19 protein-coding genes are annotated in these 20,681 nt (G+C 71.9%); 10 read left to right on the top strand and 9 right to left on the bottom strand.

The annotated features are described in order from the left end of the window. On the bottom strand, positions 1-1,792 hold a 1,792-nt coding region (locus E1286_RS48920; protein WP_425464785.1), incomplete at its 3' end, for a SpoIIE family protein phosphatase. A 299-nt stretch (positions 1,793-2,091) separates the two neighbouring features. Between E1286_RS48920 and E1286_RS35405 the strand changes: the two genes are divergently transcribed. Further along, the gene (locus E1286_RS35405; RefSeq protein WP_132619642.1) at positions 2,092-2,955 is read left to right on the top strand and encodes an SMP-30/gluconolactonase/LRE family protein; all 864 of its coding nucleotides are present in this window, start codon (positions 2,092-2,094) and stop codon (positions 2,953-2,955) included. Positions 2,956-3,001: 46 nt separating this feature from the next. Here E1286_RS35405 and E1286_RS35400 read toward each other — a convergent pair whose 3' ends face one another. Beyond that, positions 3,002-4,072: a TetR/AcrR family transcriptional regulator gene (locus tag E1286_RS35400; protein WP_132619640.1), complete on the bottom strand. Its 1,071-nt coding sequence runs from the start codon at positions 4,070-4,072 to the stop codon at positions 3,002-3,004. An 80-nt stretch (positions 4,073-4,152) separates the two neighbouring features. Between E1286_RS35400 and E1286_RS35395 the strand changes: the two genes are divergently transcribed. Next, positions 4,153-5,334: a cytochrome P450 family protein gene (locus E1286_RS35395; RefSeq protein ID WP_132619638.1), complete on the top strand. Its 1,182-nt coding sequence runs from the start codon at positions 4,153-4,155 to the stop codon at positions 5,332-5,334. Between the two features lie 2 nt (positions 5,335-5,336). Beyond that, positions 5,337-6,587 carry an ATP-dependent Clp protease ATP-binding subunit ClpX gene (gene clpX / locus E1286_RS35390; RefSeq protein ID WP_132619636.1) on the top strand — a complete coding sequence of 417 codons (1,251 nt, stop codon included), beginning with the start codon at positions 5,337-5,339 and terminating at the stop codon, positions 6,585-6,587. 35 nt (positions 6,588-6,622) lie between these two features. On the opposite strand, the gene E1286_RS35385 is transcribed toward clpX, so the two are convergent. After that, a complete protein-coding gene (locus E1286_RS35385) occupies positions 6,623-6,985 on the bottom strand; it encodes a YybH family protein (protein ID WP_132619634.1) in 363 nt (120 codons plus the stop codon). A gap of 174 nt (positions 6,986-7,159) precedes the next feature. Further along, on the bottom strand, positions 7,160-7,867 hold the full coding sequence (locus E1286_RS35380; RefSeq protein WP_132619632.1) for an SDR family NAD(P)-dependent oxidoreductase: 708 nt from the start codon (positions 7,865-7,867) through the stop codon (positions 7,160-7,162). Between the two features lie 164 nt (positions 7,868-8,031). On the opposite strand from E1286_RS35380, the gene E1286_RS50775 reads away from it, so the two are divergent. From E1286_RS50775 to E1286_RS35350, 6 genes are all read left to right on the top strand, one after another. Next, positions 8,032-8,967, top strand: a complete 936-nt coding sequence (locus E1286_RS50775) for a LysR family transcriptional regulator (RefSeq protein ID WP_132619630.1) — start codon at positions 8,032-8,034, stop codon at positions 8,965-8,967. 123 nt (positions 8,968-9,090) lie between these two features. Beyond that, complete coding sequence (locus tag E1286_RS35370) at positions 9,091-10,827, top strand: NAD-dependent malic enzyme (RefSeq protein WP_132619628.1); 1,737 nt, start codon at positions 9,091-9,093, stop codon at positions 10,825-10,827. Positions 10,828-10,870: 43 nt separating this feature from the next. Continuing rightward, a complete protein-coding gene (locus tag E1286_RS35365; protein ID WP_132619626.1) occupies positions 10,871-11,152 on the top strand; it encodes a nuclear transport factor 2 family protein in 282 nt (93 codons plus the stop codon). Between the two features lie 338 nt (positions 11,153-11,490). Further along, the gene (locus E1286_RS35360) at positions 11,491-12,069 is read left to right on the top strand and encodes a TetR/AcrR family transcriptional regulator (RefSeq protein WP_132619624.1); all 579 of its coding nucleotides are present in this window, start codon (positions 11,491-11,493) and stop codon (positions 12,067-12,069) included. Positions 12,070-12,086: 17 nt separating this feature from the next. Continuing rightward, entirely contained in the window at positions 12,087-12,875 is a 789-nt protein-coding gene (locus tag E1286_RS35355; protein ID WP_132619622.1) for a putative protein N(5)-glutamine methyltransferase, read from the top strand. A gap of 19 nt (positions 12,876-12,894) precedes the next feature. After that, positions 12,895-13,074 carry a hypothetical protein gene (locus E1286_RS35350; RefSeq protein ID WP_132619620.1) on the top strand — a complete coding sequence of 60 codons (180 nt, stop codon included), beginning with the start codon at positions 12,895-12,897 and terminating at the stop codon, positions 13,072-13,074. 350 nt (positions 13,075-13,424) lie between these two features. Here E1286_RS35350 and E1286_RS35345 read toward each other — a convergent pair whose 3' ends face one another. From E1286_RS35345 to E1286_RS35335, 3 genes are all read right to left on the bottom strand, one after another. Then, the gene (locus tag E1286_RS35345) at positions 13,425-13,685 is read right to left on the bottom strand and encodes a hypothetical protein (protein WP_223190731.1); all 261 of its coding nucleotides are present in this window, start codon (positions 13,683-13,685) and stop codon (positions 13,425-13,427) included. 270 nt (positions 13,686-13,955) lie between these two features. Next, the gene (locus E1286_RS35340) at positions 13,956-14,336 is read right to left on the bottom strand and encodes a DUF3703 domain-containing protein (RefSeq protein WP_132619616.1); all 381 of its coding nucleotides are present in this window, start codon (positions 14,334-14,336) and stop codon (positions 13,956-13,958) included. A 64-nt stretch (positions 14,337-14,400) separates the two neighbouring features. Further along, positions 14,401-14,931, bottom strand: coding sequence for a methyltransferase family protein (locus tag E1286_RS35335; protein ID WP_132619614.1), 531 nt, complete (start codon positions 14,929-14,931; stop codon positions 14,401-14,403). Between the two features lie 648 nt (positions 14,932-15,579). On the opposite strand from E1286_RS35335, the gene E1286_RS35330 reads away from it, so the two are divergent. Next, complete coding sequence (locus E1286_RS35330) at positions 15,580-16,701, top strand: esterase-like activity of phytase family protein (protein ID WP_132619612.1); 1,122 nt, start codon at positions 15,580-15,582, stop codon at positions 16,699-16,701. A 3-nt stretch (positions 16,702-16,704) separates the two neighbouring features. On the opposite strand, the gene E1286_RS35325 is transcribed toward E1286_RS35330, so the two are convergent. After that, positions 16,705-19,608: a pyridoxamine 5'-phosphate oxidase family protein gene (locus tag E1286_RS35325; RefSeq protein WP_132619610.1), complete on the bottom strand. Its 2,904-nt coding sequence runs from the start codon at positions 19,606-19,608 to the stop codon at positions 16,705-16,707. Continuing rightward, positions 19,605-20,354, bottom strand: coding sequence for an HAD family hydrolase (locus tag E1286_RS35320; protein WP_132619608.1), 750 nt, complete (start codon positions 20,352-20,354; stop codon positions 19,605-19,607). The genes E1286_RS35325 and E1286_RS35320 overlap by 4 nt, the downstream gene beginning before the upstream one ends. Positions 20,355-20,681: the final 327 nt, after the last annotated feature.

Genomic DNA, 20,681 nt, shown 5'->3' with positions numbered 1-20,681 from the left:
CNACCAGCCCGTCGGTGTAGAGCAGCAGCGTGCTGTGCGGCGGCAGCGTCGCGGTGGCGCTGTCGCGCGGCATGTCGCAGGTGACGCCGAGCAGGGGGCTGAGGCCGTCTTCGAGGTAGCGCGCCTCGCCGCGGGGGGTGACGAGCAGGGGTGGCGGGTGTCCCGCCACGGCGTACTCAAGACGCCATCCGCCGCCGAGCGGGCCGTTCAGGCGGGCGAGGACACAGGTCGCCGTGACGTCGGGATAGAGGGACTCGGCGGCGATGTTCAGGCGGCGCAGGATGTCGCCGGGCGGTTCGCGGCGGTCCATCGCGAGCCCTCTGAGCATGTTGCGCAGCTGGCTCATGGTGACGGCCGCGGCGAGGTCGTGCCCGGCCACGTCGCCGACGGTCAGGACGGCCGAGCCGTCCGGCAGCCGGAACGAGTCGTACCAGTCGCCGCCGATCTCCGCCGCGGCGGCGCTCGGCCGGTAGCGGGCGGTGATCTCCAGGCCCGGCACCCGCGGCGGATCGGGCAGCAGGTAGTTCTGCAGGGCCAGGGCGATGCGCTGGGTGCGCTGGAAGCGCATCGCGTTGCTGAGGTGGGTGTGCGCGTGATCGAGCATCCGGCCGAGCAGATCGACGTCCGCTTCGCTGAGCGGTTCGCGGTCCCCGCAGACCGCCGCGTGCACCACCGCCGCCACCACGCCGTCCACGACCACCGGCACCAGGGCCAGGCTGTTGCCCCGGGCGGTGCCGAACCACGCCTCGGCGCCGGGCGGCACGGCGCCGGGCGGCGGTTCACCCGGGGAGAAGACCCGGTGAACCGGCCGGCGGGTCCTGATCGCCGTGACGAAGTCGCAGTCCTGGTCGAACGGCTGCGGGCCGGGCGGCGGCGGATCGTCGTTCTCCCGGACGATGCTGACCAGGCGCTGGGCGACGAACGGCGTCGGGATCGACTCGTCCTCGAACTCCGGCAGCACGTAGATGCCGCACCCGTCGGACACGGTGGGCACGATCACGTCGACCAGCGCGGCCAGCACCTCGTCCAGGCTCGCGAGATCCGCGGTCACCGCGGCGGCCCGGTCGAGCAGCTCGCGGTGGCGTTCCTCCCGCCACTCCTGCTCGACGTCGGTGATGGTGCCGACCCACTCGATCACCTCACGGCCCTCGACCACCGGGACGGCGCGCACGCGGATGTGCCGGTACGGGCCCTTGGACGTCTTCACGCGGAACACCTCGTCCAGCCGGTCCAGCTGCTCGATCACCCGGGCCCACCGCTCTCCGGCGCGCTCGCGGTCGTCGGGGTGCACGGCGTCCAGCCAGCCGTTGCCCCGGTGCTCCTCCCATGACTGCCCGGTCAGCCGCTGCCACCCCAGGCTCGGCTCGATCACCTCGCCGGCCTGGCCGGTCACCCACACTCCCTGGGATTCGAGCTGGAGCAGGCTCTGATAGCGCTGCAGGAACCTGCGCCGTCCCTCGGCGACGGAGTCCGCGGCCGACTCGACCTGGGCGGTGACGTCCACGGTGACGAGCATCAGGCCTTCCTCGTCCCCTATCGAGATCTTGGACATGCTGACCGTGGAGAAGCGCTCGCGCCCGAGCGGGTCGTAGTCGCCGAGTTCGAACGGCATCTCCCTCATGATCAATGACTCGCCGGTCTCCAGGACCTGGTCGAGCAGCACGAAGTAGCCCTCTTGGCGAAGGTCGGAGAACGCCTCCCGGACGGGCACCCCGATCCTGCGCTCACCGACGATTTTCTGGTAGGCGTCGTTCGTATAGACCAGCCGGTGATCCGGGCCGGCGGTCACCATCACGCCCACGGGCGCGGAATCGAAGACGCCGAGCGACAACGCCGCGAACTTTCGTACCTTCCCACTGCCCATATGTACCAATGTGTCCTTTTCGGAGGGTTTCGAGGGCGTGATGAAGGTAGATCCTTGGGGAAGTTCCGCGTCGCCAGGGCACCGGTCACGGCGTGTCGGTGGTGTCGAGCGGACGTGTCGCGCCGCTGTGCGAGGCCGAGTGGCATCGCCGGGCGGGTTGCCTGTGGGGTGTTGATCGGCGCATTTCCGGCGTTAGGGTCGTGGTGATCAACCCCCAGGAGGCCGGCATGACCATCACCGCGTACACCGTGACCGACCCCGTCACCGAGCACGGCGAAGGGCCCGTGTGGTGCGCGCGCTGGGGCGGGCTGCGGTTCGTGGACATGCTCGCGGGCGAGGTGCTCGCGCTCGGTCCCGGCGGCGACGTGCGCCGCCGCCGGGTCGGCCCGCTGGCCGCCGTCGTCCGGCCCCGCGTCTCGGGCGGGTACGTCGTCGCGGCCGAACGCGAGCTGCTGCTGGCCGATTCCGACGACCTCGACGCCCCGCTGCGCTCGCTCGGCGAGGCGTGGACCGACCCCGCGATCCGGATGAACGAGGGCGGTTGCGACCCCGGCGGCCGCTTCTACATCGGCAGCATGGCCTATGACGCGCGCCCCGGACGCGGCTCCTTCTCGGTGGCCGGGCCTGACGGTGCTCTGCGCGTGGTGCTGCCGGAGGTGACGATCTCCAACGGGTTCGACTTCAGCCCGGACGGGCGGCTGGCGTACTACGCCGACACCGCGACCGGGCGGGTGGACGTGCTCGACTACGACCCGGACGGCGGGCTGAGCGTGCGGCGGCCTTTCGTCACCGTCGACCCCGCGCGGGGCGCCCCCGACGGGCTCACGGTGGACGCCGAGGGCGGCGTCTGGGTGGCGCTGTGGGAGGGCGGCGCCGTCCACCGGTACGCGCCCGACGGGCGGCTCGACGCGGTCGTCACGCTGCCGGTGCGCAAGGTCACGGCGGTCGCGTTCGGCGGTGAGAGCCTCGACCGCCTGTTCATCACCACCTCGGCCCTCGACGTGGACCGCGCCGAACAACCTCTCGCCGGCGCCCTCTTCGCCGCCGACCCCGGCATCCCCGGCCGCGAGGTCCTTCCCACCACCCTCTGACCCCAGGACGTCCCTCGGGGAGGAAGAACGAGGTTCCCGAGGACGGTCATGGGGACGGGTGGGCGGCGGCGTGGCAGGCGCCGAATCCTTGGGTGCGCAGGGCGATCCGGCCGGACTTCACGCGGATCGCTACCTCGGTCATGTCGGCGGGATCCGGTACGCCGGCGGCGGCGGCCATGGCGCCGGTCTCGTCGTGGACCACGCGTAGGCGAGGCCAGGCCGGGCGGGGGAAGGCCTGGCGGAGGCAGGTGGCCAGGTCGGCGACGACCAGCCGGGCCAGCGGGAACAGCTCCTGTGGCGTGCTCGTCACCACGACGGCGGTGACCTCGGCTCCGGGGGGCGCGGCGCGTACGGCGTCCTCGGCGGCCGACAGGCGGTGCAGGCCGAGCACCGCCACCACCCCGTCGCGGGCCGGGTGCGCGGGCTCGCCGGTGACCGCGTCGACCGCCTCGGGCGGCGACCACGGCTCGTCGGTCTCGCGTACCTCGGGAAACATCGGCGGGACCGACCACCGGTCGTCCAGGTCGAGGTCGGCGAGCTGCTCGCACACCCGGATCACGCCGAACGGGTCGCCGAACCCCGGCGCCGCCGCCGCGAGCTGCCCCGCCCCCTGCAGCACGGTCAGCACCGACTCGGCGAGCCGCACCAGCCGCCCATCGGGCTCCTTCGGCGGGCGCAGCTTCTCCAGGGCGAGCCCGAGCAGCACCGCGTTGAGCCTCATGAGCTGCGCGTACGGCTTCTGCGTCAGCTCGTCGGCGAGGATCTCGGGGATGACGTCCACCCCCAGCCGGCTCGGCGCGCGCTCGTCCTCGGTGGCCAGCGGCAGCCGGGTCACCCACGCGCGCGCCACCTGGCCGAGCGCCTCCCGCACGGTCAGCGCCGGCTCGGCGGGCGGGTTGACCGGGGTGCGCTCGGCCAGGTCGGCCAGCACGGCGAAATAGAGCGCCCGCTTGCCAGGGAAGTTGGAGTAGACCGCCCCGCGCGTGAGCTCGGCGCGGTCGGCGATGGCGTCGATCTTCGCTTCGCGGAATCCGCGCAGCGCGAACTCCTCCCTGGCCGCCGCGAGCACCTTCGCGCGGTTGCGCTCCTGTGCCTCGGCCCTGCTGAGCCGGACCATCGCCCTCCTCGTTGCCGTGTGCCCCCGAACCAGGATACCGTCAACATTCAGATGATGGGATCATTCGAAATGGAGTGGTGATGGGCGACGTCCCCGAGATCGACCTGACCGACCCGGCGGTGCTGAGCGACCTGGTGGCCGCGTACGCGCACGCCCGGGAGGAGTCGCCCGTGGCGCGGCTGGTGGCACCCGGGTTCGGCCCCTTCTGGGCGGTGACGCGGCACGAGCAGGCGCGGGCGATGCTGGGCGACCCCCGCCTGGAGATCAACGAGAGCAGCTTCATGCGCCCCGACGTGCCGGAGCACTGCCTGCGCTACATGCGCACGATGTCCGAGATGAACGGCGCCGAGCACGCCCGCCTGCGCAGGCTGGTCGCACCGGCGTTCACCCCGCGCCGGGCCGCCGCGTTCGTGCCGCGGATCGAGGCGATCGTCGAACGCCTCCTCGACGAGCTGCCCGCCGGCGAGCCCGTCGACCTGCTGGCGCACTTCGCGCGCCCGCTGCCGATGGAGGTGATCTGCGAGCTCGTCGGCATCCCCGACGCCGACCGTCCCCAGTGGCGCGAGTACGGCGCCGCGGTCGCCTCCGGCCACGGCGAGAAGTTCAGCGAGGCCATCCCGGCGATCATGGAGGGCGCCCGGGCGGCGGTCGCCAAGTGCCGGGCCGAACCCGGCGACGACCTGGTCTCCGACCTGGTCCGTCTCATGGAGGAGGACGGCGACCGGCTCTCCGACGACGAGCTGGTCACCCTGGTCTGGCACCTCGTGCTGGCCGGGCAGACGCCGACGAACCTCATCGCCAACGCCGTCGTCACCCTGCTCGCCCACCCTGGCCAGCTCGCCGCCCTGCGCGCCGACCCCGAGCTCATGCCGCGCGCCGTCGAGGAGCTGCTGCGCTGGTGCGCCCCGGCGCTGCTCACCGTCCCTCGCTTCCCCCGGGAGGACGTCGAGATCGACGGCGTCCCCATCCCCAAGGGCGAGCCGGTGACGGCCTCGATCACCGCCGCCAACCGGGATCCGAGGGTGTTCGCCGACGCCGGCGCGTTCGACATCACGCGGGAGCCGGCGCCGCACCTGGGGTTCGGGCACGGGCCGCACTTCTGCGTGGGCGCCTCGCTGGCCCGCGTCCAGACCGGCGTCGCGCTGGGGGCCCTGCTGCGCCGCTTCCCCGATCTCGCGCTCGCCGGCGAGGCGCCGTACGCGCCGGACCCGGGGACGCTGCGGCTGACGTCCCTGCCCGTGACGCTGCGGCCGGCCGGTTGAGCATGGCGCGCACCGGAAAGGACGGCGACCCGCGCTGCTCGTTCTGCGACAAGGCCCAGAACGAGGTGCGCCGGCTCATCGCGGGGCCGCCGTCCGTCTACATCTGCGACGAATGCGTGGGACTGTGCGGCGAGCTCATCGCCGAGGAGGGCGCGGCGCAGGCCGGTCCGCCCGCCGGCCTGCCCCGGCCGCGTGAGATCCACGCCTTCCTCGACGAGTACGTCATCGGCCAGGACGACGCCAAACGCGCCCTGTCGGTGGCCGTCCACAACCACTACAAGCGCGTCCGCGCGACCGCCGGCGACCCGGTCGAGCTCGGCAAGTCCAACATCCTGCTCGTCGGGCCGACCGGCAGCGGCAAAACCTACCTCGTGCGGACGCTCGCCCGGTTGCTCGATGTGCCGTTCGCCGTCGCCGACGCCACCGCGCTCACCGAGGCCGGGTACGTCGGCGAGGACGTCGAGACCATGCTGCTGTCGCTCGTCCGGGCCGCCGGGCACGACCTCGCCAAGGCCGGGACCGGCATCGTCTACATCGACGAGATCGACAAGATCGCCCGAAGGGGCGGCGGCAACCCGTCCATCACCCGCGACGTCTCCGGGGAGGGCGTCCAGCAGGGCCTGCTGAAGATCCTGGAGGGCACGGTCGCGAACGTGGCGCCCCAGGGCGGCAGGAAGCACCCGCAGCAGGAGTTCCTCCAGCTCGACACGACGAACGTGCTGTTCATCGCGGGCGGCGCGTTCGCCGGGCTGGAGGAGATCATCGAACGGCGGGTCGCCCGCCGGGGCGCCGGCTTCGGCGCCGTGCCGCCGGCGCGGGACGACGACCTGCTGTCCCAGGTGATGCCGCAGGACCTGCTGGCGTACGGGCTGATCCCCGAGTTCGTCGGCCGCCTGCCGGTCGTCGCGGCGTTGCGCCCGCTGGACGTCACGGCGCTGACCCGCATCCTCACCGAGCCCCGCAACGCGCTGACCAGGCAGTACCGCAGGCTGCTGGAGCTCGACGGGGTGGAGCTGGCCTTCGAGGAGGACGCCGTGGCCGCCGTCGCCGAGCAGGCGCTGCTGCGCCGCACCGGCGCCAGGGCCGCCCGCGCGATCCTGGAGGAGGTGCTGCTCAACGTCATGTACGAGGTCCCGAGCCGCGACGACGTGGCCCGCGTCGTGATCACCCGCGACACGGTGCTGAGCAACGTCAACCCCACCCTGGTCCCGCGCGATCAGCGCGGCACCACCCGCCACGAGAGGTCGGCCTAGCGAGCGGGGGAGGGAAGGGTGGTGAGCAAGAACGTTCACGCGAGGTGTGAAACCTGGTGATGGCTGATGAACCAGTCGTCGCCGACCTGCCGCGCCATCACGCAGAGGTGGACGGGCAAGGTCGGCCGGTCGGTGAAGGCGAAGTCGACGCTCAGACAGCCGAGGACGAGGTCGTCGGCCGGCCGCCGGGTTTCCAGGATGGTGTAGGCGGCGGTCAGGCCGACCGGCTGCGTGGCGTAGTACTGGGCGACGCCGCCGGGTCCGACGCTGTACGGGTTCAGCCCTTGGAAGATCGCGTCATCGGTGAAGGACGACGCGACGCGCTCCGGGTCGTGTGCGTTGACCGCGGTCTGCCAGCCGTCCAGGACGGTGCGCAGGACGGTCTCGGTGTCAGCCATGGTGTTCTCTCCTGTCGAACGATCCGTTCCCGGCGCGACGCGCTCAGGGAGGGGGCCGTCGGGAGGCGGTGGCGCAGCGCGCCGGCGAGGCCACGACCAGGGCGGCGCCGGCGAGCGCCACCCGTGACGTGCGCCGCTGCGGACGGCGCAATGTCGCCTTCGTCACGAGGGGGTTCAGTGGCCGGCGCTCTGGCCACCATCGACGTGCAGAATCGCGCCGGTGACGAAACCGGCCGTCTCGAGGTAGACGATCGCGTCGACGATGTCGCCGATCTCGCCCATCCGGCCGACCGGGTGCAGGCCGGCGAGGAACTCGTGGGTCGCCGCGGGGTGCATCGGGGTGCGGATGACCCCAGGTGCGACCGCGTTGACCCGGATGCCGCGGGAGGCGTACTCGATGGCCAGCGATTTGGTGACCGCGTCGAGGCCGCCCTTGGTGAGCGACGCCAGTGCGGACGGCACGTTGCTGTTGGCATGGTCGACGAAGCTGGTCGTGATGTTGACCAGGTGTCCGCCGCCCTCGGTGAGCATCACGTCGATGGCCCGCTGGGAGATCTCGAAGAACCCGCGCAGGTTGATCCCCGTCACCCGGGCGTAGTCCTCGTCGGTGTACTCGGTGAACGGCTTGGCCACGAAGACGCCGGCATTGTTGATCAGCGTGTCGACGCGGCCGAACGCGCTGAGCGCCTCTCCGATGGCGCTCGCTCCGACGGTCGGGGAGGCGATGTCGCCCGCCACGGTCCGTACCATGGGGTCCCCGGAGGGCTTGATCGATCGTGAGTTCGCGACGACCGCGTAGCCGAGCTTGCGGTACGCGGTCACCAGCGCCGCGCCGATGCCCTGGGACGCGCCAGTGATCACGGCTACTTTGGGTGCGTTCATGGCTCCTCTTCCGGCTGTTCTGACCTGTCCGGCCTCGGGCTGCGGGCGGGACGGCTCCCCGGTTGTTCCTGTGCCGAAATGGTGCGTCCACCAGCCGCGGTCGCGCCACGACCGGCTTGCTCCCTGCTGGTAGGCGCAGCCTCCTACCGCACTACGATGGCTGGATGGAGCTACGCCAACTGCGATATTTCGTCGCAGTGGCCGAGGAGCTGAACTTCGGCCGCGCCGCGGCCCGGCTGCACATCGCAGGCCCGTCGCTCTCCCAGCAGATCAAGGCCTTGGAGCGGGACCTGGGCGTACGCCTGTTCGACAGGAACCGTCGCTCGGTCAGGCTGACCCCCTCGGGCCAGACGCTGCTGCCCCAGACCCGGGCACTGCTCGGCCAGGCCGACGAGCTGGTTCGCGCCGCGGGCGGCATGGCCGCCAGCCGGCCGGTCCGGCTGGGCTACGTCAACTGGTGCCCGCCCGACCTGGCCGCCCGCGTGTCCGGGGTCGCACAGCTGCACGTCGACACGTGGGTCATGCCTTCGCACGCCCAGGCCGCCCGGGTCGCCGACGGCAGCATCGACCTGGCCATCTGCTGGGTCCGGGCCGACGACCTGGCCCGTCACGACCTCCAGGCCCGGCTGATCGGCGCGGACCGGCTTTTCGCGATCTCCGCCGGCACGGAGGCGTCCGCGGTTCAGGCCAGGGACACGCTGGTGCTGGTGGACGCCGACAGCACGAGCTGGGGCTCCTGGAACCGCTATGCCGAGGAGTTCGCCCGCGACACAGGAGCCCGCATCGTGCGCATCACCGACGGAGGCGTCACCGGCCCGGCCTTCTTCGACCACGTGCGCAGGCTTCGCCGGCCCGTCGTCAACTCACCGAAAGGCCTCACCACGCCGGTGCCGCCCGACCTCGTCGCGCGGCCGGTGGCGGACCCGGCGCCGTACTGGACGTGGGCCCTTGTCTCCCGACGTACCGAGACCCGCAAAGCCGTACATGCCGCGATCGAGGCTTTGACCCGTGACGTCGGCACACTCGGCCTGGACGCCGGCACGGCCTGGCTGCCCGCCGCCGACCCGTTCCGCCCGGCTGCCCCTGGCCGCGAACCCTGAAGCACTCAGGCGCGGGATTTACGGCGCAATAGGGACTTTTGTCGCACAGGTGAGCTATGTCCCGTGTCCTGTGGGCACGAGCCGGGGGCATCGACGGTGCACACGGTCACACGGGGGGCGACGATGTCCTACGCCAGCCGATCCACCAGGGCCGGTCGCGGTTTCACCGAGCAGGACGACGGAAGTTACGTCACGTCCGCGCGAGGGCTGGCCGTGCTCCAGGAGCCGCTGCTGAACAAGGGCACCGCCTTCACCCGCCAGGAACGCGCCGACCTCGACCTCGACGGCCTCATCCCGCCCGTGGTGGAGACGCTGGACGAGCAGGCCCGCCGGGTGTACGCGCAGTACCGTGCCCAGCCCACCGACCTGCTCAAGAACGTCTTCCTGGAAGGGCTGCGCGACCGCAACGAGGTCCTCTACTACCGGCTCCTCACCGACCACCTGCGCGAGATGCTCCCCATCGTGTACGACCCCACGGTCGCCGAGGCGATCAAGGGCTACAGCCACGAGTACCGCCGACCCCGCGGCCTCTACCTGTCCGTGGACGACCCCGACGGGATCGCGAAGGCGTTCGACGACCTCGACATGGGGCCCGGCGACGTCGACCTCGTCGTGGCCTCCGACGCCGAGGAGATCCTCGGCATCGGCGACTGGGGCGTCGGCGGCGGGGCCGGCATCGCGGCCGGCAAGCTGGCCGTCTACACCGCGGCCGCCGGGATCGACCCGGCCCGCGTCGTCCCGGTCGCCCTTGACGTCGGCACCGACAACGAGGCCCTGCTCAACGATCCCGCCTACGTCGGCAACCGGCACGCCCGGGTGCGCGGCGAACGTTACGACGCCTTCATCGACGCCTACGTCACCACCGCCACCCGCATGTTCCCGGAAGCCATGCTGCACTGGGAGGACTTCGGCCCGTCCAACGCCCGCCGGATCCTGCAGCGTTACAACAGCGAGATCCCGACCTTCAACGACGACATGCAGGGCACCGGCGCCATCGTGCTGGCCGCCGTGCTCAGCGCGCTGCGAGTGTCCGCAACGGCCATGCGCGACCAGCGGATCGTCGTCTTCGGCGCGGGCACGGCCGGCTGCGGCGTCGCCGACCAGCTGCGCGACGCCATGGTCCGCGACGGCCTCGACCGTGACACCGCCACCCGCCGTATCTGGGCCATCGACAAACAGGGCCTGCTCACCGGCGACATGAGGGACCTGCGCGAGTTCCAGCGGCCCTATGCCCGCCCGGCCGCCGACGTGGACGGCTGGAGCGGGGACGGGCACGGCATCGGGCTCAGGGAGGTCGTCGAGCGGATCAGACCCACCATGCTGCTGGGCACGTCCACCGTGCACGGCGCCTTCACCGAGGACGTCGTCCGCGCGATGGCCGCAGGCGTGGACCGGCCGATCATCTTCCCGATCTCCAACCCGACCGAGCGGATCGAGGCGCGGCCGTCCGACCTCCTCCGCTGGACGGAGGGCCGCGCCCTGGTCGCCACAGGCGTCCCGATCGGGCCGATCACGTACAACGGGGTCACCTACGCCATCGGGCAGGCCAACAACGCGATGCTCTATCCGGGCCTCGGGCTCGGCGTGGTGGTGGCGAAAGCGCGCCGGGTGAGCGACGGCATGCTCCAGGCCGCCGCCGAGGCCGTCGCCGGGCTCGTGGACCCTTCACAGCCGGGCGCGTCGCTGCTGCCTCAGGTCGACAACCTCAGGGAGGTGTCGGCCACCGTCGCCGTGGCCGTCGCGGGGCGGGCCGCCGCTGAGGGCCTCGCCCGCACCGAGATCCACGACGTCGTGGAGCAGGTCCGCTTGGCCATGTGGCAACCCGCTTACCACCCCGTCAACGCCATCGAGCAGGGATGACCGAGACCGGACGCCCGCCCGCCGACCAGGGCGGTCCACCTTCATGATCGGGATCCACCGCAGCGACGGCAAGTCGCTCAGTCGCGCACAGTCCGCCGAGATGGTGGCCGGCATCCGGAGCCGGACAGCCGGCGGCACGGTGACCGTACTCGACGAGCTTCGGGACGGCTCCACCTATGCCGAGCGGCACGTCTTCGAGATCACCATGCTGGACGGTTCCACGCTGAAGCGGGAGATCTCCATCTTCGGGTCCTTCGCCGACGACGGCCGCTTCCAGGAACTCAGTGAGACGGGGTTCACCGTCAGCCCGGACGAGACCCGCTGACCGGCCCACAGGAAGGTGGACGAGAACATGCCCCGTCTCGCGGATCCCGATCCGAAGACCGTCCCGGACGACGTGCGCGAATTCCTCGCACAGTTGCCGCCGGACCCGTTGGTGCGGATGCTGACCCACTCGGTCGGCACCGTGAAGCCGTTCATCCAGCTCGCGAGGGCCCAGTTCAGCTCGCTGGAGCCGGCGGCCCGCTCACGGGAGCTGGTGATCTTGACCGTGGCCGAGTACGCCGAATGCGCGTTCGTCGCAGCCCAGCACGGTCCGATGTCGGACTCGGCCGGCCGACACCGCACGTCGGCACGGCGGAGATGCTGCGGCACACTGAGCTCATGGCTTCCTCCGACCTCATCCAGGCGCCGATCGGATCGGACCGGTCCCATCGGCGTCAGGACGCGCGCCGCAACCACGAGAAAGTGATCGCGGCTGCCAGGGAACGCTTCGCCCAGTACGGCCTTCAGGTGACGGTGCCCCAAGTGGCGGAACGGGCGGGGGTCGGGCGGGCGACCGTGTATCGGAGCTACCCCACCAAGGACGACCTGATCGTCGCCGTCACACAAGAGCAGTTCCAGCGGCTGGAGGAGCGCACGCTCGTCGCGCTGCGCGCCGATGACGCCTACCAGGCGCTGCGCGAATACATCCCGGGCATGCTCGAACACCTCATCCAGAACCGAGGGCTGGCTGCCGCGTTCTTCGAGGGCAAATTCGTTCCCGCCGGCCGCCTGCTGAGTCTGATCGGTCAGCTTGTCGAAGCCGCCAAACCGTCCGGCCAGGTGCGCCAGGACGCCGATGAGCTCGATCTGCGCGTCGTCCTCTGCGGGGTGATCAGGCAGCTGATCGTGCTGGACGAGTGGGACCCCGCACTGTCGCGCCGCCATGGGGATATGGTTCTGGGCGCATTCCGGCCCTGAACAGACGAAAGGCCCCCATGTCGGTTTTTTCATCATCTAGTGCCACAATCGTCGCCCGGCTGCGCGCCGCCGGGTGTGTCTTCGCCGAGGACGAGGCCGCCCTGCTCATCGGCGCCGCCGACACGCCCGGCGGGCTGGACGCCATGGTCGAGCGGCGCGTCGCCGGAGAACCTCTGGAGCACGTGCTGGGCTGGGCGGAGTTCTGCGGGCTGCGGGTGGTCGTCGAGCCCGGGGTGTTCGTGCCCCGGCCGCGTACCGCGTTCCTCATCGAGCAGGCCGTCATGCTGGCGCGGGACGTCGCGGGGACGCCCGTCGTGCTCGACCTGTGCTGCGGCACGGGCGCGATGGCGGCGGCGGTCGCGGCGGGGCTGGAGCGGGTCGAGGTCCACGCCGCCGACCTCGACCCCGCCGCCGTGCGCTGCGCCCGCCGCAACCTGCCCGCCGCCTGCGTCCACCAGGGCGACCTGTACGAGCCGCTGCCCGCCGCGCTGCGGGGCCGGGTGGACGTCCTGATCGCCAGTCCGCCGTACGTGCCGTCGGAGTCGGTCGGGCTGCTGCCCCCTGAGGCCCGGCTGCACGAGCCGCTGACGGCGCTCGACGGCGGCGGCGACGGCCTCGACGTCGTGCGAGGGGTGATCGCCGGCGCGCCCGCCTGGCTCGCCCCCGGTGGCCACCTGCTGGTGGAGACCGGCGAACGCCAGGCGGAGGCCACCGCCGAGGCCATGACGAGCGCCGGGCTGTCCGCACGGGCGGCCTACTCCGACGAGCTGGACGCCACGGCCGTCATCGGAACCCGCGTTCCTTAGCGCTGTTCAGACGCCGGCGATGACGCCGAAGGGGCCGGCCTGCGACACGGTAGTGCGCGCGGCGCTGGACCTGCTCGACGAGATGGCCAGGGACCTGCTCGCCGACGACCAAGAGCAGCAGGCGGGGGGCGGAGGCAGCCGACGCGCGCCGCATCCCCGCGACCGGCCGCCCGATCCTCACCCCGGCCTGACCGCGTAGGAGATCGCCATGCGGGGAGCCATCGACCGGCTCGGCATCGAACCGGGACCGCGCCGACGACGACCTCGTCTCCGACGCGGTGCTCATCGCCAAGGTGCGCAAGCCCGACGGCGGCGGGTCCGTGATCATGCGCGTGTCGACGACGGGGTCACACAGTGGGCGCTCGTCGCGCTCGCCGACGATACCTGTGACGCACAGCGTCGTGGGGCCAGGAGAAGGAACTACGGCCGCCGGCTTCAGGCCGGGGAGGCGTTCCATCCGCCACGAAGCACGCCGCGCCTCCGTCACGGCAAGCCGGCGGCCTGGCGGGGTCGTGCTCCCGCCAGGCCGCCGGCAGTGCTCAGGGTGTCTTACCAGCCCCGGTGGTGGCCCCAATCGTGCCGGGAGCCGTAGTGGTTGTGGCGGGAGCCGTAGTGGCCCCAGGAGGGATGGACGTGGTGGTGCCCGGAGTGGCCCCAGTTGGGATGGATGTGGTGGTGCCCGGAGTGGCCCCAATGACGGCCGTCGCGGGGGTCGTGGTTCGCCGTCGCCGACGCGGCGGGCGCGAGAGCGAAGAGCAGCGCCGTGGTGGCGAGCAGGCCGCCGGCGAGACTCGCAGGGTTGATGCGCACGGTATCTCCTGTCAGGCAGTTGATGGCTACTACATGTAGCTATCTGACTACCTGCCGTGTTCTCGTGCCGCGGAAACCTGTCCTGCGTGTGCGCTTCGGATGGACGGATCAGAGCTGCCTCCGGGCATCGACATGCTGGAAGGCGATGAACGACGCCGGGCCCTACGTCCCGGCGCTGCTTGTTCGGGATGAAACGCGCCACGCGCTGAAGCTCCGCCTGGCAGAAGCGATCAGATCGGCGCAGCGCTCGACATCACGCCGCGTGGCCCGTCAGGGGATAACCCCCGGCCCGGGTTCGCCTTGGGCGACCTGCAGCAGCTCGGCCAGGTCGGCAGGCATGGGCATGGGCTGGGTCAGACCGACGCGGGCGCGGCCTGTGTTGCCTTCCGGGTATCGGCCCAAGGCGCTGCCGGGCGCGGCCACAATGATCCGGATGACCTGACCGAATGCTTCGCGCCGGTCGCGCTGGGCGACGGCCAAGGTGAACATGGCCAGGTGGTTGCGGGTGTGTGGCCAGGGCCATGGCTGGGAGAGGATGTGGGCGCGCTCCAGGTGCTGCCAGCGGATGCCGGGGTCGGCGCCGGTGCGGGCGGCGCGCATCTCGGTACGGTAGGCGGCCCGCACGGCGGGCGGCATGCGGCGATGGCTCATCGGCAGGACAGGCGTCTTCTCATGGTGGGGTCGGCGGCCCGAGTCGAGGCCTTGACGTGGGCTGTCATCGCTTGGGGGTGGAAGGCTGCCAGGGGCGCAGCCGGGGCAGCCAGCGGGGCACGGCGGCGCGGTAGCGGGCGTAGTCGGCGCCGAAACGGTGCTCCAGTCGGGGTTCCTCCACGCGCGGGATGGCGATCGCCAGGGCAGCCCAGAACACGGCGAACCAGGCCAGCAGGGCCGGCGAGCGCAGCATGGCGGCCTCGCCGAGCAGGATGGCCAGCACGCCGCTGAACATCGGATTGCGCACGTACCGATAGGGGCCGTGCACCACGAGGTGCCGGGTCGGATCCGTCGGCGAGAGGGTGCCGTGGCCGGTTCGGTCGAACAGCGCGATGGTCCAGGCCAGCAGGGCCACGCCCGTCATGATCAGGGCCGCTCCCGCGGCCATCGCCAGTACGTGCCACAGGTCGGCCGGGGCGAGCGGGCCCGTCCCCGTCCAGGCCAGCAGAATGGCCGGGACGGCGATCGCCACGATTCCCGGCCCGAGCAGGACCGACCGTAGGTGCCGCAGGAGGCCCGGTGTCGATGCGGTCATGATGGCCGGCTCATCCTCTCCCGCATGCCGTTGAGGCGCGGAGGTCACGATCCATGATCGTCGTCCTCGACAGGCTCGCCGCCGGGAGGCCATGGCCTGTTCGCTGGTCACCGGTCGGCGCGCCGAGGTGGGCCAGGTCGTGGTCGAGTCCGGCCGCTGGATCGATGTGGCCGGCGGTCGCGCCAGAGTGGTACAGCGTCGCAGCCGGGGAGATGTCGGCGCCGGCACATCGGCCGCTGTCAGAATCAATCGCCATATGGCGATTATAGCTCGAATTGGTCATCAATCGGCAAGGGGATGGACCGCTGGTCCTGGATGCGGGCCACGCGCCCGGCAGCGGGGTGTGACACCGCCACCGCGACCCGCCGGGCACGTGGGAGGAGCGCGCCGCCAAGGCCGACGACGAACCCGTCACCGCCGTGTCGGCCGCCGCCCCCCGACGGCGCCCCGCACCTGCAGACCGTGGCGCCGGGTTCGGGCCTGGGGGACGGGTCCCTGCACGTGTTCACCCTGGCGGAAATTGAGTTTCGCCCTTTTTGCTGTACGGCATGCCGTTGTTCGTTCGTGGACTTCACCGGTGATCCGCGCTTTCATGTGCTCCGTCAATTTCCCCAGACGGAGGCACGAATGGCTCGTAAGCGCAGAATCATGGAAATCGCCGTAGCGTGCGCGGTGGTGGTATCCCTGGCCCCGCCCGCGGTCGCGGAGCCGCGGCGCGAGCCGCTGCGGATCACCCGGTTCCTCGGCGAGCAGCGCATCCCCCACATGACGCGCTTCGCGGGCACCGTCGTCGGCGGGCTGTCCGGGATCGACCGCAACCCCGCCACCGGCGCCTGGTACTTCGTCTCCGACGACCGCTGGCGCTACAACCCCGCCCGCTTCTACACCGGCCGCCTCGACTTCGACCGCGCCACCGGCGACTTCACCGGCGTGCGCATCACCGGCGTGACCACGCTGACCCGCGAGGACGGCACGCCGTACCCCGCCTACGGGCAGCCCGACTCGGCCGACCCCGAGTCGATCAGGTTCGACTCGTGGAGCGGGCGGCTGCTCTGGGGCGACGAGGGCGACCGGCCGAACACCTCGAATCCGAACATTCCCATTTCCCAGGCGGCCGTTCGCGGAACGGACCTCCAAGGACGCTATATCCGCGAATTCCCGACGCCGACGAATTTGCGGCTGACGAATACGGAAAACGGCCCGCGGCGTAATTTCGGATTCGAGGGTCTCGCCGTCACGGCGCGGTCCATCACCGCTGTGACCGAGGGCCCGCGTTACGAGGACGGCCCGGTGCCGACCGCCGAGCGCGGCGCGGTCGCGCGGCTGACCGTCTGGAAGCGCGAGGGTCAGGTACGCGCCCAGTACGCCTACCCGCTCGACCCGCTGCCCGCCGCGCCCAACCCGCCCACGGGCCAGAGCGACAGCGGGGTGTCGGAGATCCTGGCCGTCGACGAGCGCCGCTACCTGGCGCTGGAACGTTCCTGGATCGAGGGCGTGGGCTACCGCGTCAAGCTGTACGAGATCGACCTGCGCGGCGCCACCGACGTCCTCGGCCGCCAGTATCTCGGCGGGGAGCCGTACCGTCCGGTCACCAAGCGCCTGGTGCGCGACCTCGGCGACTTCCGGCCGCCGGTGCAGAACCTGGAGAGCATGGCGTGGGGGCCGCGCCTGGCCACGGGGGAGTGCACGCTGGTGATCGGGTCCGACGACAACTTCGACGCCCGGGAGGCGACCCAGTTCATGGCCTTCGGCGTACGCGGCTGCCCCTGAGCCTCACACGCCGTGGATGCGGCGGCCGGTGATCTGATGAGGGGAGATGCGGATGTAGAGCCGCCGTTCACCGCCGGCCCACGGCGTCACCCCCGCCCCGGCCACCTCGTCCACCTCCTCCGGCGGCACGTGGTGCGCCGGGCCCTGCACCAGCACGCTCCACCCCTCACGGTTCGCCTCGTCGATCCTGTCGACCTCGAACCCGATCTTGATCTCGACGCCCTCCACCCCGCTGCGCAGTTCCTTGTCCATGGGGCCGCCGGCGGCGGTGCGGAAGACGATGTCGCCGTGGTGCATCTTGTAGTTGACCGGAAGCACGGTCAGCCCGTGCAGGCCGTTGAACGCCACCCGCCCGATGCCGCCCGGCTCGATCAGCCGCAGGGCCTCGGTCTCGTCCAGGCGCTCCAGCGTCGGATGCGCCATGGCCGGGCCCTGGCCCGGCGGCCGGTCGTGACCGCCGCCCAGCAGCTCCGCCGCCGTGGTGTCCAGCGCGTTGGCCAGCCGGTAGAGGGTGCCGGTGTCGGGGGTGTCGGCGTTCTCCTCCAGGTACTTCAGATAGCCCGGCGACATCTGCGCCTTCTCGGCGACCTGCTCGCGGGTCGCGCCGAGCCGCTCGCGGTGGTGGATGATGCGCCGTCCGAGATCGCCGGTGCCTGGCATGATCGGTTCTCCTCGTGTGTAGGAACGTCGCGGGACGCCGTTCACGCGAGCCACACGGTGGTCGGCGTCGATGAACACCCGGCGCCCCCGGTAGTGGATCGGCACGGTCACCAGGCCGAGCCGGTGGGGCACCGCCGGATCCAGCCGCAGTCCGTCCCGCCGCAGCTCCAGCCCGAGGTAGCAGCGCTGCAGCAGGTCGAGCGTGCCGCCCATGGCGCCCAGGTGGATGCCCTCGGCGGTGGTGCCGCCCTGCACGTCCTTGACGTCGCTGGCGAGGGCCTCGGTGAAGAACATCCACGACTGCGGGCGGTTGGAGCGCGACAGCACCCACGCGTGCACGACGGCGCTCAGCGTGGAGCCGTGGCTGGTGCGCTCCAGGTAGTACGCGATCGTGCGCGGGATCAGGTCCGGGTCGACCGGGTAACCGAGCCGCTCCATGATCTCGCTCAGCTCGCCCGAGGACAACAGGTAGAAGATCATGAGCGTGTCGGCCTGCTTCGACGCCTTGTAGCGGTTGACGTCGTCGCCGTCGGCCTCCAGCGCCCGGTCCAGGCGGCGCACGCCGCGGTAGCGGTCCCAGTCGAGCTCCAGCAGGTCGCCGTACCCGGTGAACTGGCTGATGACGCCGTCGTGGAAGTCGACCCGCATGCGGCGGCTGATGTCGTCCCAGCGGGCCAGCTCGTCCGCCGAGGGTGCGAGATGCGGGACGAGCTGGGCGGTGTCGCGGGCACGCAGCATCAGCCACGCCGTCATGACGTTGGTGTAGGCGTTGTTGGCCAGGCCGGGGACAGCGGCGTCAGGGTAGGCGTCGTGGTACTCGTCCGGGCCCATCACCCCGCGGATCTCGTAGCGGCCGTCGGTGCGCACGGTGAGCGAGGCGAAGAACCGCGCGATGTCCAGCAGCAGCTCGCCGCACCACGTCGGCATGGAGCCGGTGGCCAGGTAGTGGTGCCAGACGTTGTAGGCGATGGCCAGGCCGACGTGCCGCTGCAGGCGGGAGTTGTCCGGCAGCCAGTTCCCCGACGCCGGGTTGAGATGCACGGTCTGGGTCTCCTCGCGGCCGTCGCTGCCGCTCTGCCACGGGAACATCGCGCCCTCGTACCCCGCCTCCCTGGCGGCGTCCCTGGCCTCGGGCAGGCGCCGCCAGCGGTAGCGCAGCAGGCCGCGAGCGATCTCCGGGAAGCGCAGGTCGAGCCAGGGCAGCACGAACAGCTCGTCCCAGAACACGTGCCCCCGGTACGCCTCCCCGTGCAGGCCGCGGGACGGCACCCCGGCGTCCAGGTCGGCGGTGTGCGGCGACAGCGTCTGCAGCAGGTGGAAGATGTGCAGGTGGACGTTCTGCGACAGCTCGGGGCCGTCCACGTCGAGGCAGGCGTGCCGCCACAGCCGCTCCCACGCGACCTCGTGGCGGGCCAGCAGCTCGCCGAAGCCCGGTGCCCGGCGTACGTGCCGCAGCGCCGACGAGCGCGGGTCGTGGCTGGCCGGGTCGCGCGACGACGTCAGCGACACGATCTTCGTCAGCACGGCCGGCTCGCCCCGGGCGAGGTCCAGCACGTGCTCGGAGCTGACGTGCCCGAGGCCGAGCGACGGGCGGGCGGCGGGCGCGTCCCCGTCGATCCGGGCGGCCAGCGCCACGGTCACGTGCGAGGCGCGCGTGGACGCGGTCAGCCAGGCCAGGTCGCCCTCGGAGCCGGTCGCGTGCCCGGTGAGGTGGTCGCCGCGCAGCGCGCGGTAACGGGCCACGGCGCAGTTGTGCACCCGTCCCTCCAGCCCGGTGCTCACGCGCAGCGGGCCCGACCAGTTCTCGGCGGTGAACGTCGTCTCCATGGCGGCCAGGTACGGGTCGGCCATCGACACCAGGCGGCGCTGGCGCACACGGGTGATCCGGCCCTCTCCGTCGCGCCAGCGCAGGTCGCGCAGCAGCAGGCCGCGCCGCATGTCCAGCTCGTACCGGTAGAGCGGCAGGTCGGCCGTGTCCGGGCGGAACCAGCCGGACCCCGGCGTCGCGAACGTCAGCGGCAGCCAGTCGGGCAGGTTGACGATGTCCTCGTTCGTCACGCTACGCCCGGCCACCACCGAGTCCAGGCGGTCGTAGCAGCCGGCCAGGTACGTGCCGGCGGTCCGCGGGCCGCCGTCGGGGGTGGCGCCACGGGTGGCGAAGCGGCCGTTGCCCAGCGTGCACAGCGCCTCGCGCAGGCCCTCGCCCTCCGGGCGGAAGCCGTCGTACGTCAGGGTCCAGGAGTTCATCGCCGCCCCACGGGCACCCGTCCGGTCACGTCGGCGTCGGCCAGGTCCGCCACGACGACGTCCGCCCCGGTGGCCAGCATGGCGGCGGCCTGCGTGTCGCTGCGGTCCACCGCCACCACCAGGCCGAAGCCGCCCCTGCGGCCGGCCTCGACGCCGGGAAGCGCGTCCTCCACGATCGCGACCGCCGAGGCGGGCAGCTCCAGGCGGCGCGCGGCCTCCAGGAACAGCGACGGGTCCGGCTTGCCCGGCAGGCCCAGCTCCGCCATGTCGTTGCCGTCCACCAGCACGTCGAACAGGTGCAGCAGCCCCGCCGACGCGACGATCGCCCGGCAGTGCCGGCTCGCCGACACCACCCCGGTGCGGCAGCCGCGCCGCCGCAGCTCGTGCAGCAGCGCCACGGTGGACGTGAACGGCGCCGCGCCGCGCCGGTCGATCTCCTGGCGGAACAGCGCGTCCTTCGCCAGGCCGAGCCCGTGCACGGTAGGGGCGCCCGGCTCGTCGTCCGGGCCTCCCTCGGGCAGCGAGATGCCGCGCGAGGCGAGGAACGTCCGTACGCCGTCCAGGCGCGGGCGGCCGTCGACGTGGGCCAGGTAGTCGGAGGGCAGGTCGAACGGGGCCGACCTGCCGCGCAGGAAGGCGTCGAACACGTGTTTCCAGGCTGCGGCGTGGACGCGGGCGGTATCCGTGACCACTCCGTCGGTGTCGAACACGACGGCGCGCAGGTTGGTCAGGTCAAAAGTGGCCATATCGGACGCATACCCGCCAACACGCTCGCCAGCCATGCGATCGCCCCCCAATGACCTGCACGGACGTGCGCCGGGCCGGACCGGGGTACGTCTTCCGCGTCAGGCCGCCGCGTGTTCGCCAGGAGGGTGCCGGTATGAGGTCGTTCACAGGCGGATCCCAACCGCCTCCCGCGAGACGGGGCATCAGGGCGGCCGTGTCCAGGCCGGGGGCGTTCAGGATCGGTGTGGCGAGGCTGGCGGTGGCCGGGCTGGGGGTGCTCGGTCCGGTGCTGGCCGGTTGCGGTGGCGCGGGGGAGTCCCGGGCGACGGCGACCGCCTCGTCCGCGC

It is taken from the genome of Nonomuraea terrae, from assembly GCF_004348995.1.
In the GTDB taxonomy this organism is placed as follows: domain Bacteria; phylum Actinomycetota; class Actinomycetes; order Streptosporangiales; family Streptosporangiaceae; genus Nonomuraea; species Nonomuraea terrae.
Note: the sequence above shows the minus strand (reverse complement) of the source record. Positions and strands in the feature narration are given on the sequence as shown.

What these genes read in the sequence shown, in the direction of transcription:
- E1286_RS35405 (WP_132619642.1), top strand. Translation starts at nt 2,092, where the DNA reads ATGACCATCACCGCGTACACCGTGACCGACCCCGTCACCGAGCACGGC.
- E1286_RS35400 (WP_132619640.1), bottom strand. Translation starts at nt 4,072, where the DNA reads ATGGTCCGGCTCAGCAGGGCCGAGGCACAGGAGCGCAACCGCGCGAAG.
- E1286_RS35395 (WP_132619638.1), top strand. Translation starts at nt 4,153, where the DNA reads ATGGGCGACGTCCCCGAGATCGACCTGACCGACCCGGCGGTGCTGAGC.
- clpX (WP_132619636.1), top strand. Translation starts at nt 5,337, where the DNA reads ATGGCGCGCACCGGAAAGGACGGCGACCCGCGCTGCTCGTTCTGCGAC.
- E1286_RS35385 (WP_132619634.1), bottom strand. Translation starts at nt 6,985, where the DNA reads ATGGCTGACACCGAGACCGTCCTGCGCACCGTCCTGGACGGCTGGCAG.
- E1286_RS35380 (WP_132619632.1), bottom strand. Translation starts at nt 7,867, where the DNA reads ATGAACGCACCCAAAGTAGCCGTGATCACTGGCGCGTCCCAGGGCATC.
- E1286_RS50775 (WP_132619630.1), top strand. Translation starts at nt 8,032, where the DNA reads ATGGAGCTACGCCAACTGCGATATTTCGTCGCAGTGGCCGAGGAGCTG.
- E1286_RS35370 (WP_132619628.1), top strand. Translation starts at nt 9,091, where the DNA reads ATGTCCTACGCCAGCCGATCCACCAGGGCCGGTCGCGGTTTCACCGAG.
- E1286_RS35365 (WP_132619626.1), top strand. Translation starts at nt 10,871, where the DNA reads ATGATCGGGATCCACCGCAGCGACGGCAAGTCGCTCAGTCGCGCACAG.
- E1286_RS35360 (WP_132619624.1), top strand. Translation starts at nt 11,491, where the DNA reads ATGGCTTCCTCCGACCTCATCCAGGCGCCGATCGGATCGGACCGGTCC.
- E1286_RS35355 (WP_132619622.1), top strand. Translation starts at nt 12,087, where the DNA reads ATGTCGGTTTTTTCATCATCTAGTGCCACAATCGTCGCCCGGCTGCGC.
- E1286_RS35350 (WP_132619620.1), top strand. Translation starts at nt 12,895, where the DNA reads ATGACGCCGAAGGGGCCGGCCTGCGACACGGTAGTGCGCGCGGCGCTG.
- E1286_RS35340 (WP_132619616.1), bottom strand. Translation starts at nt 14,336, where the DNA reads ATGAGCCATCGCCGCATGCCGCCCGCCGTGCGGGCCGCCTACCGTACC.
- E1286_RS35335 (WP_132619614.1), bottom strand. Translation starts at nt 14,931, where the DNA reads ATGACCGCATCGACACCGGGCCTCCTGCGGCACCTACGGTCGGTCCTG.
- E1286_RS35330 (WP_132619612.1), top strand. Translation starts at nt 15,580, where the DNA reads ATGGAAATCGCCGTAGCGTGCGCGGTGGTGGTATCCCTGGCCCCGCCC.
- E1286_RS35325 (WP_132619610.1), bottom strand. Translation starts at nt 19,608, where the DNA reads ATGAACTCCTGGACCCTGACGTACGACGGCTTCCGCCCGGAGGGCGAG.
- E1286_RS35320 (WP_132619608.1), bottom strand. Translation starts at nt 20,354, where the DNA reads ATGGCCACTTTTGACCTGACCAACCTGCGCGCCGTCGTGTTCGACACC.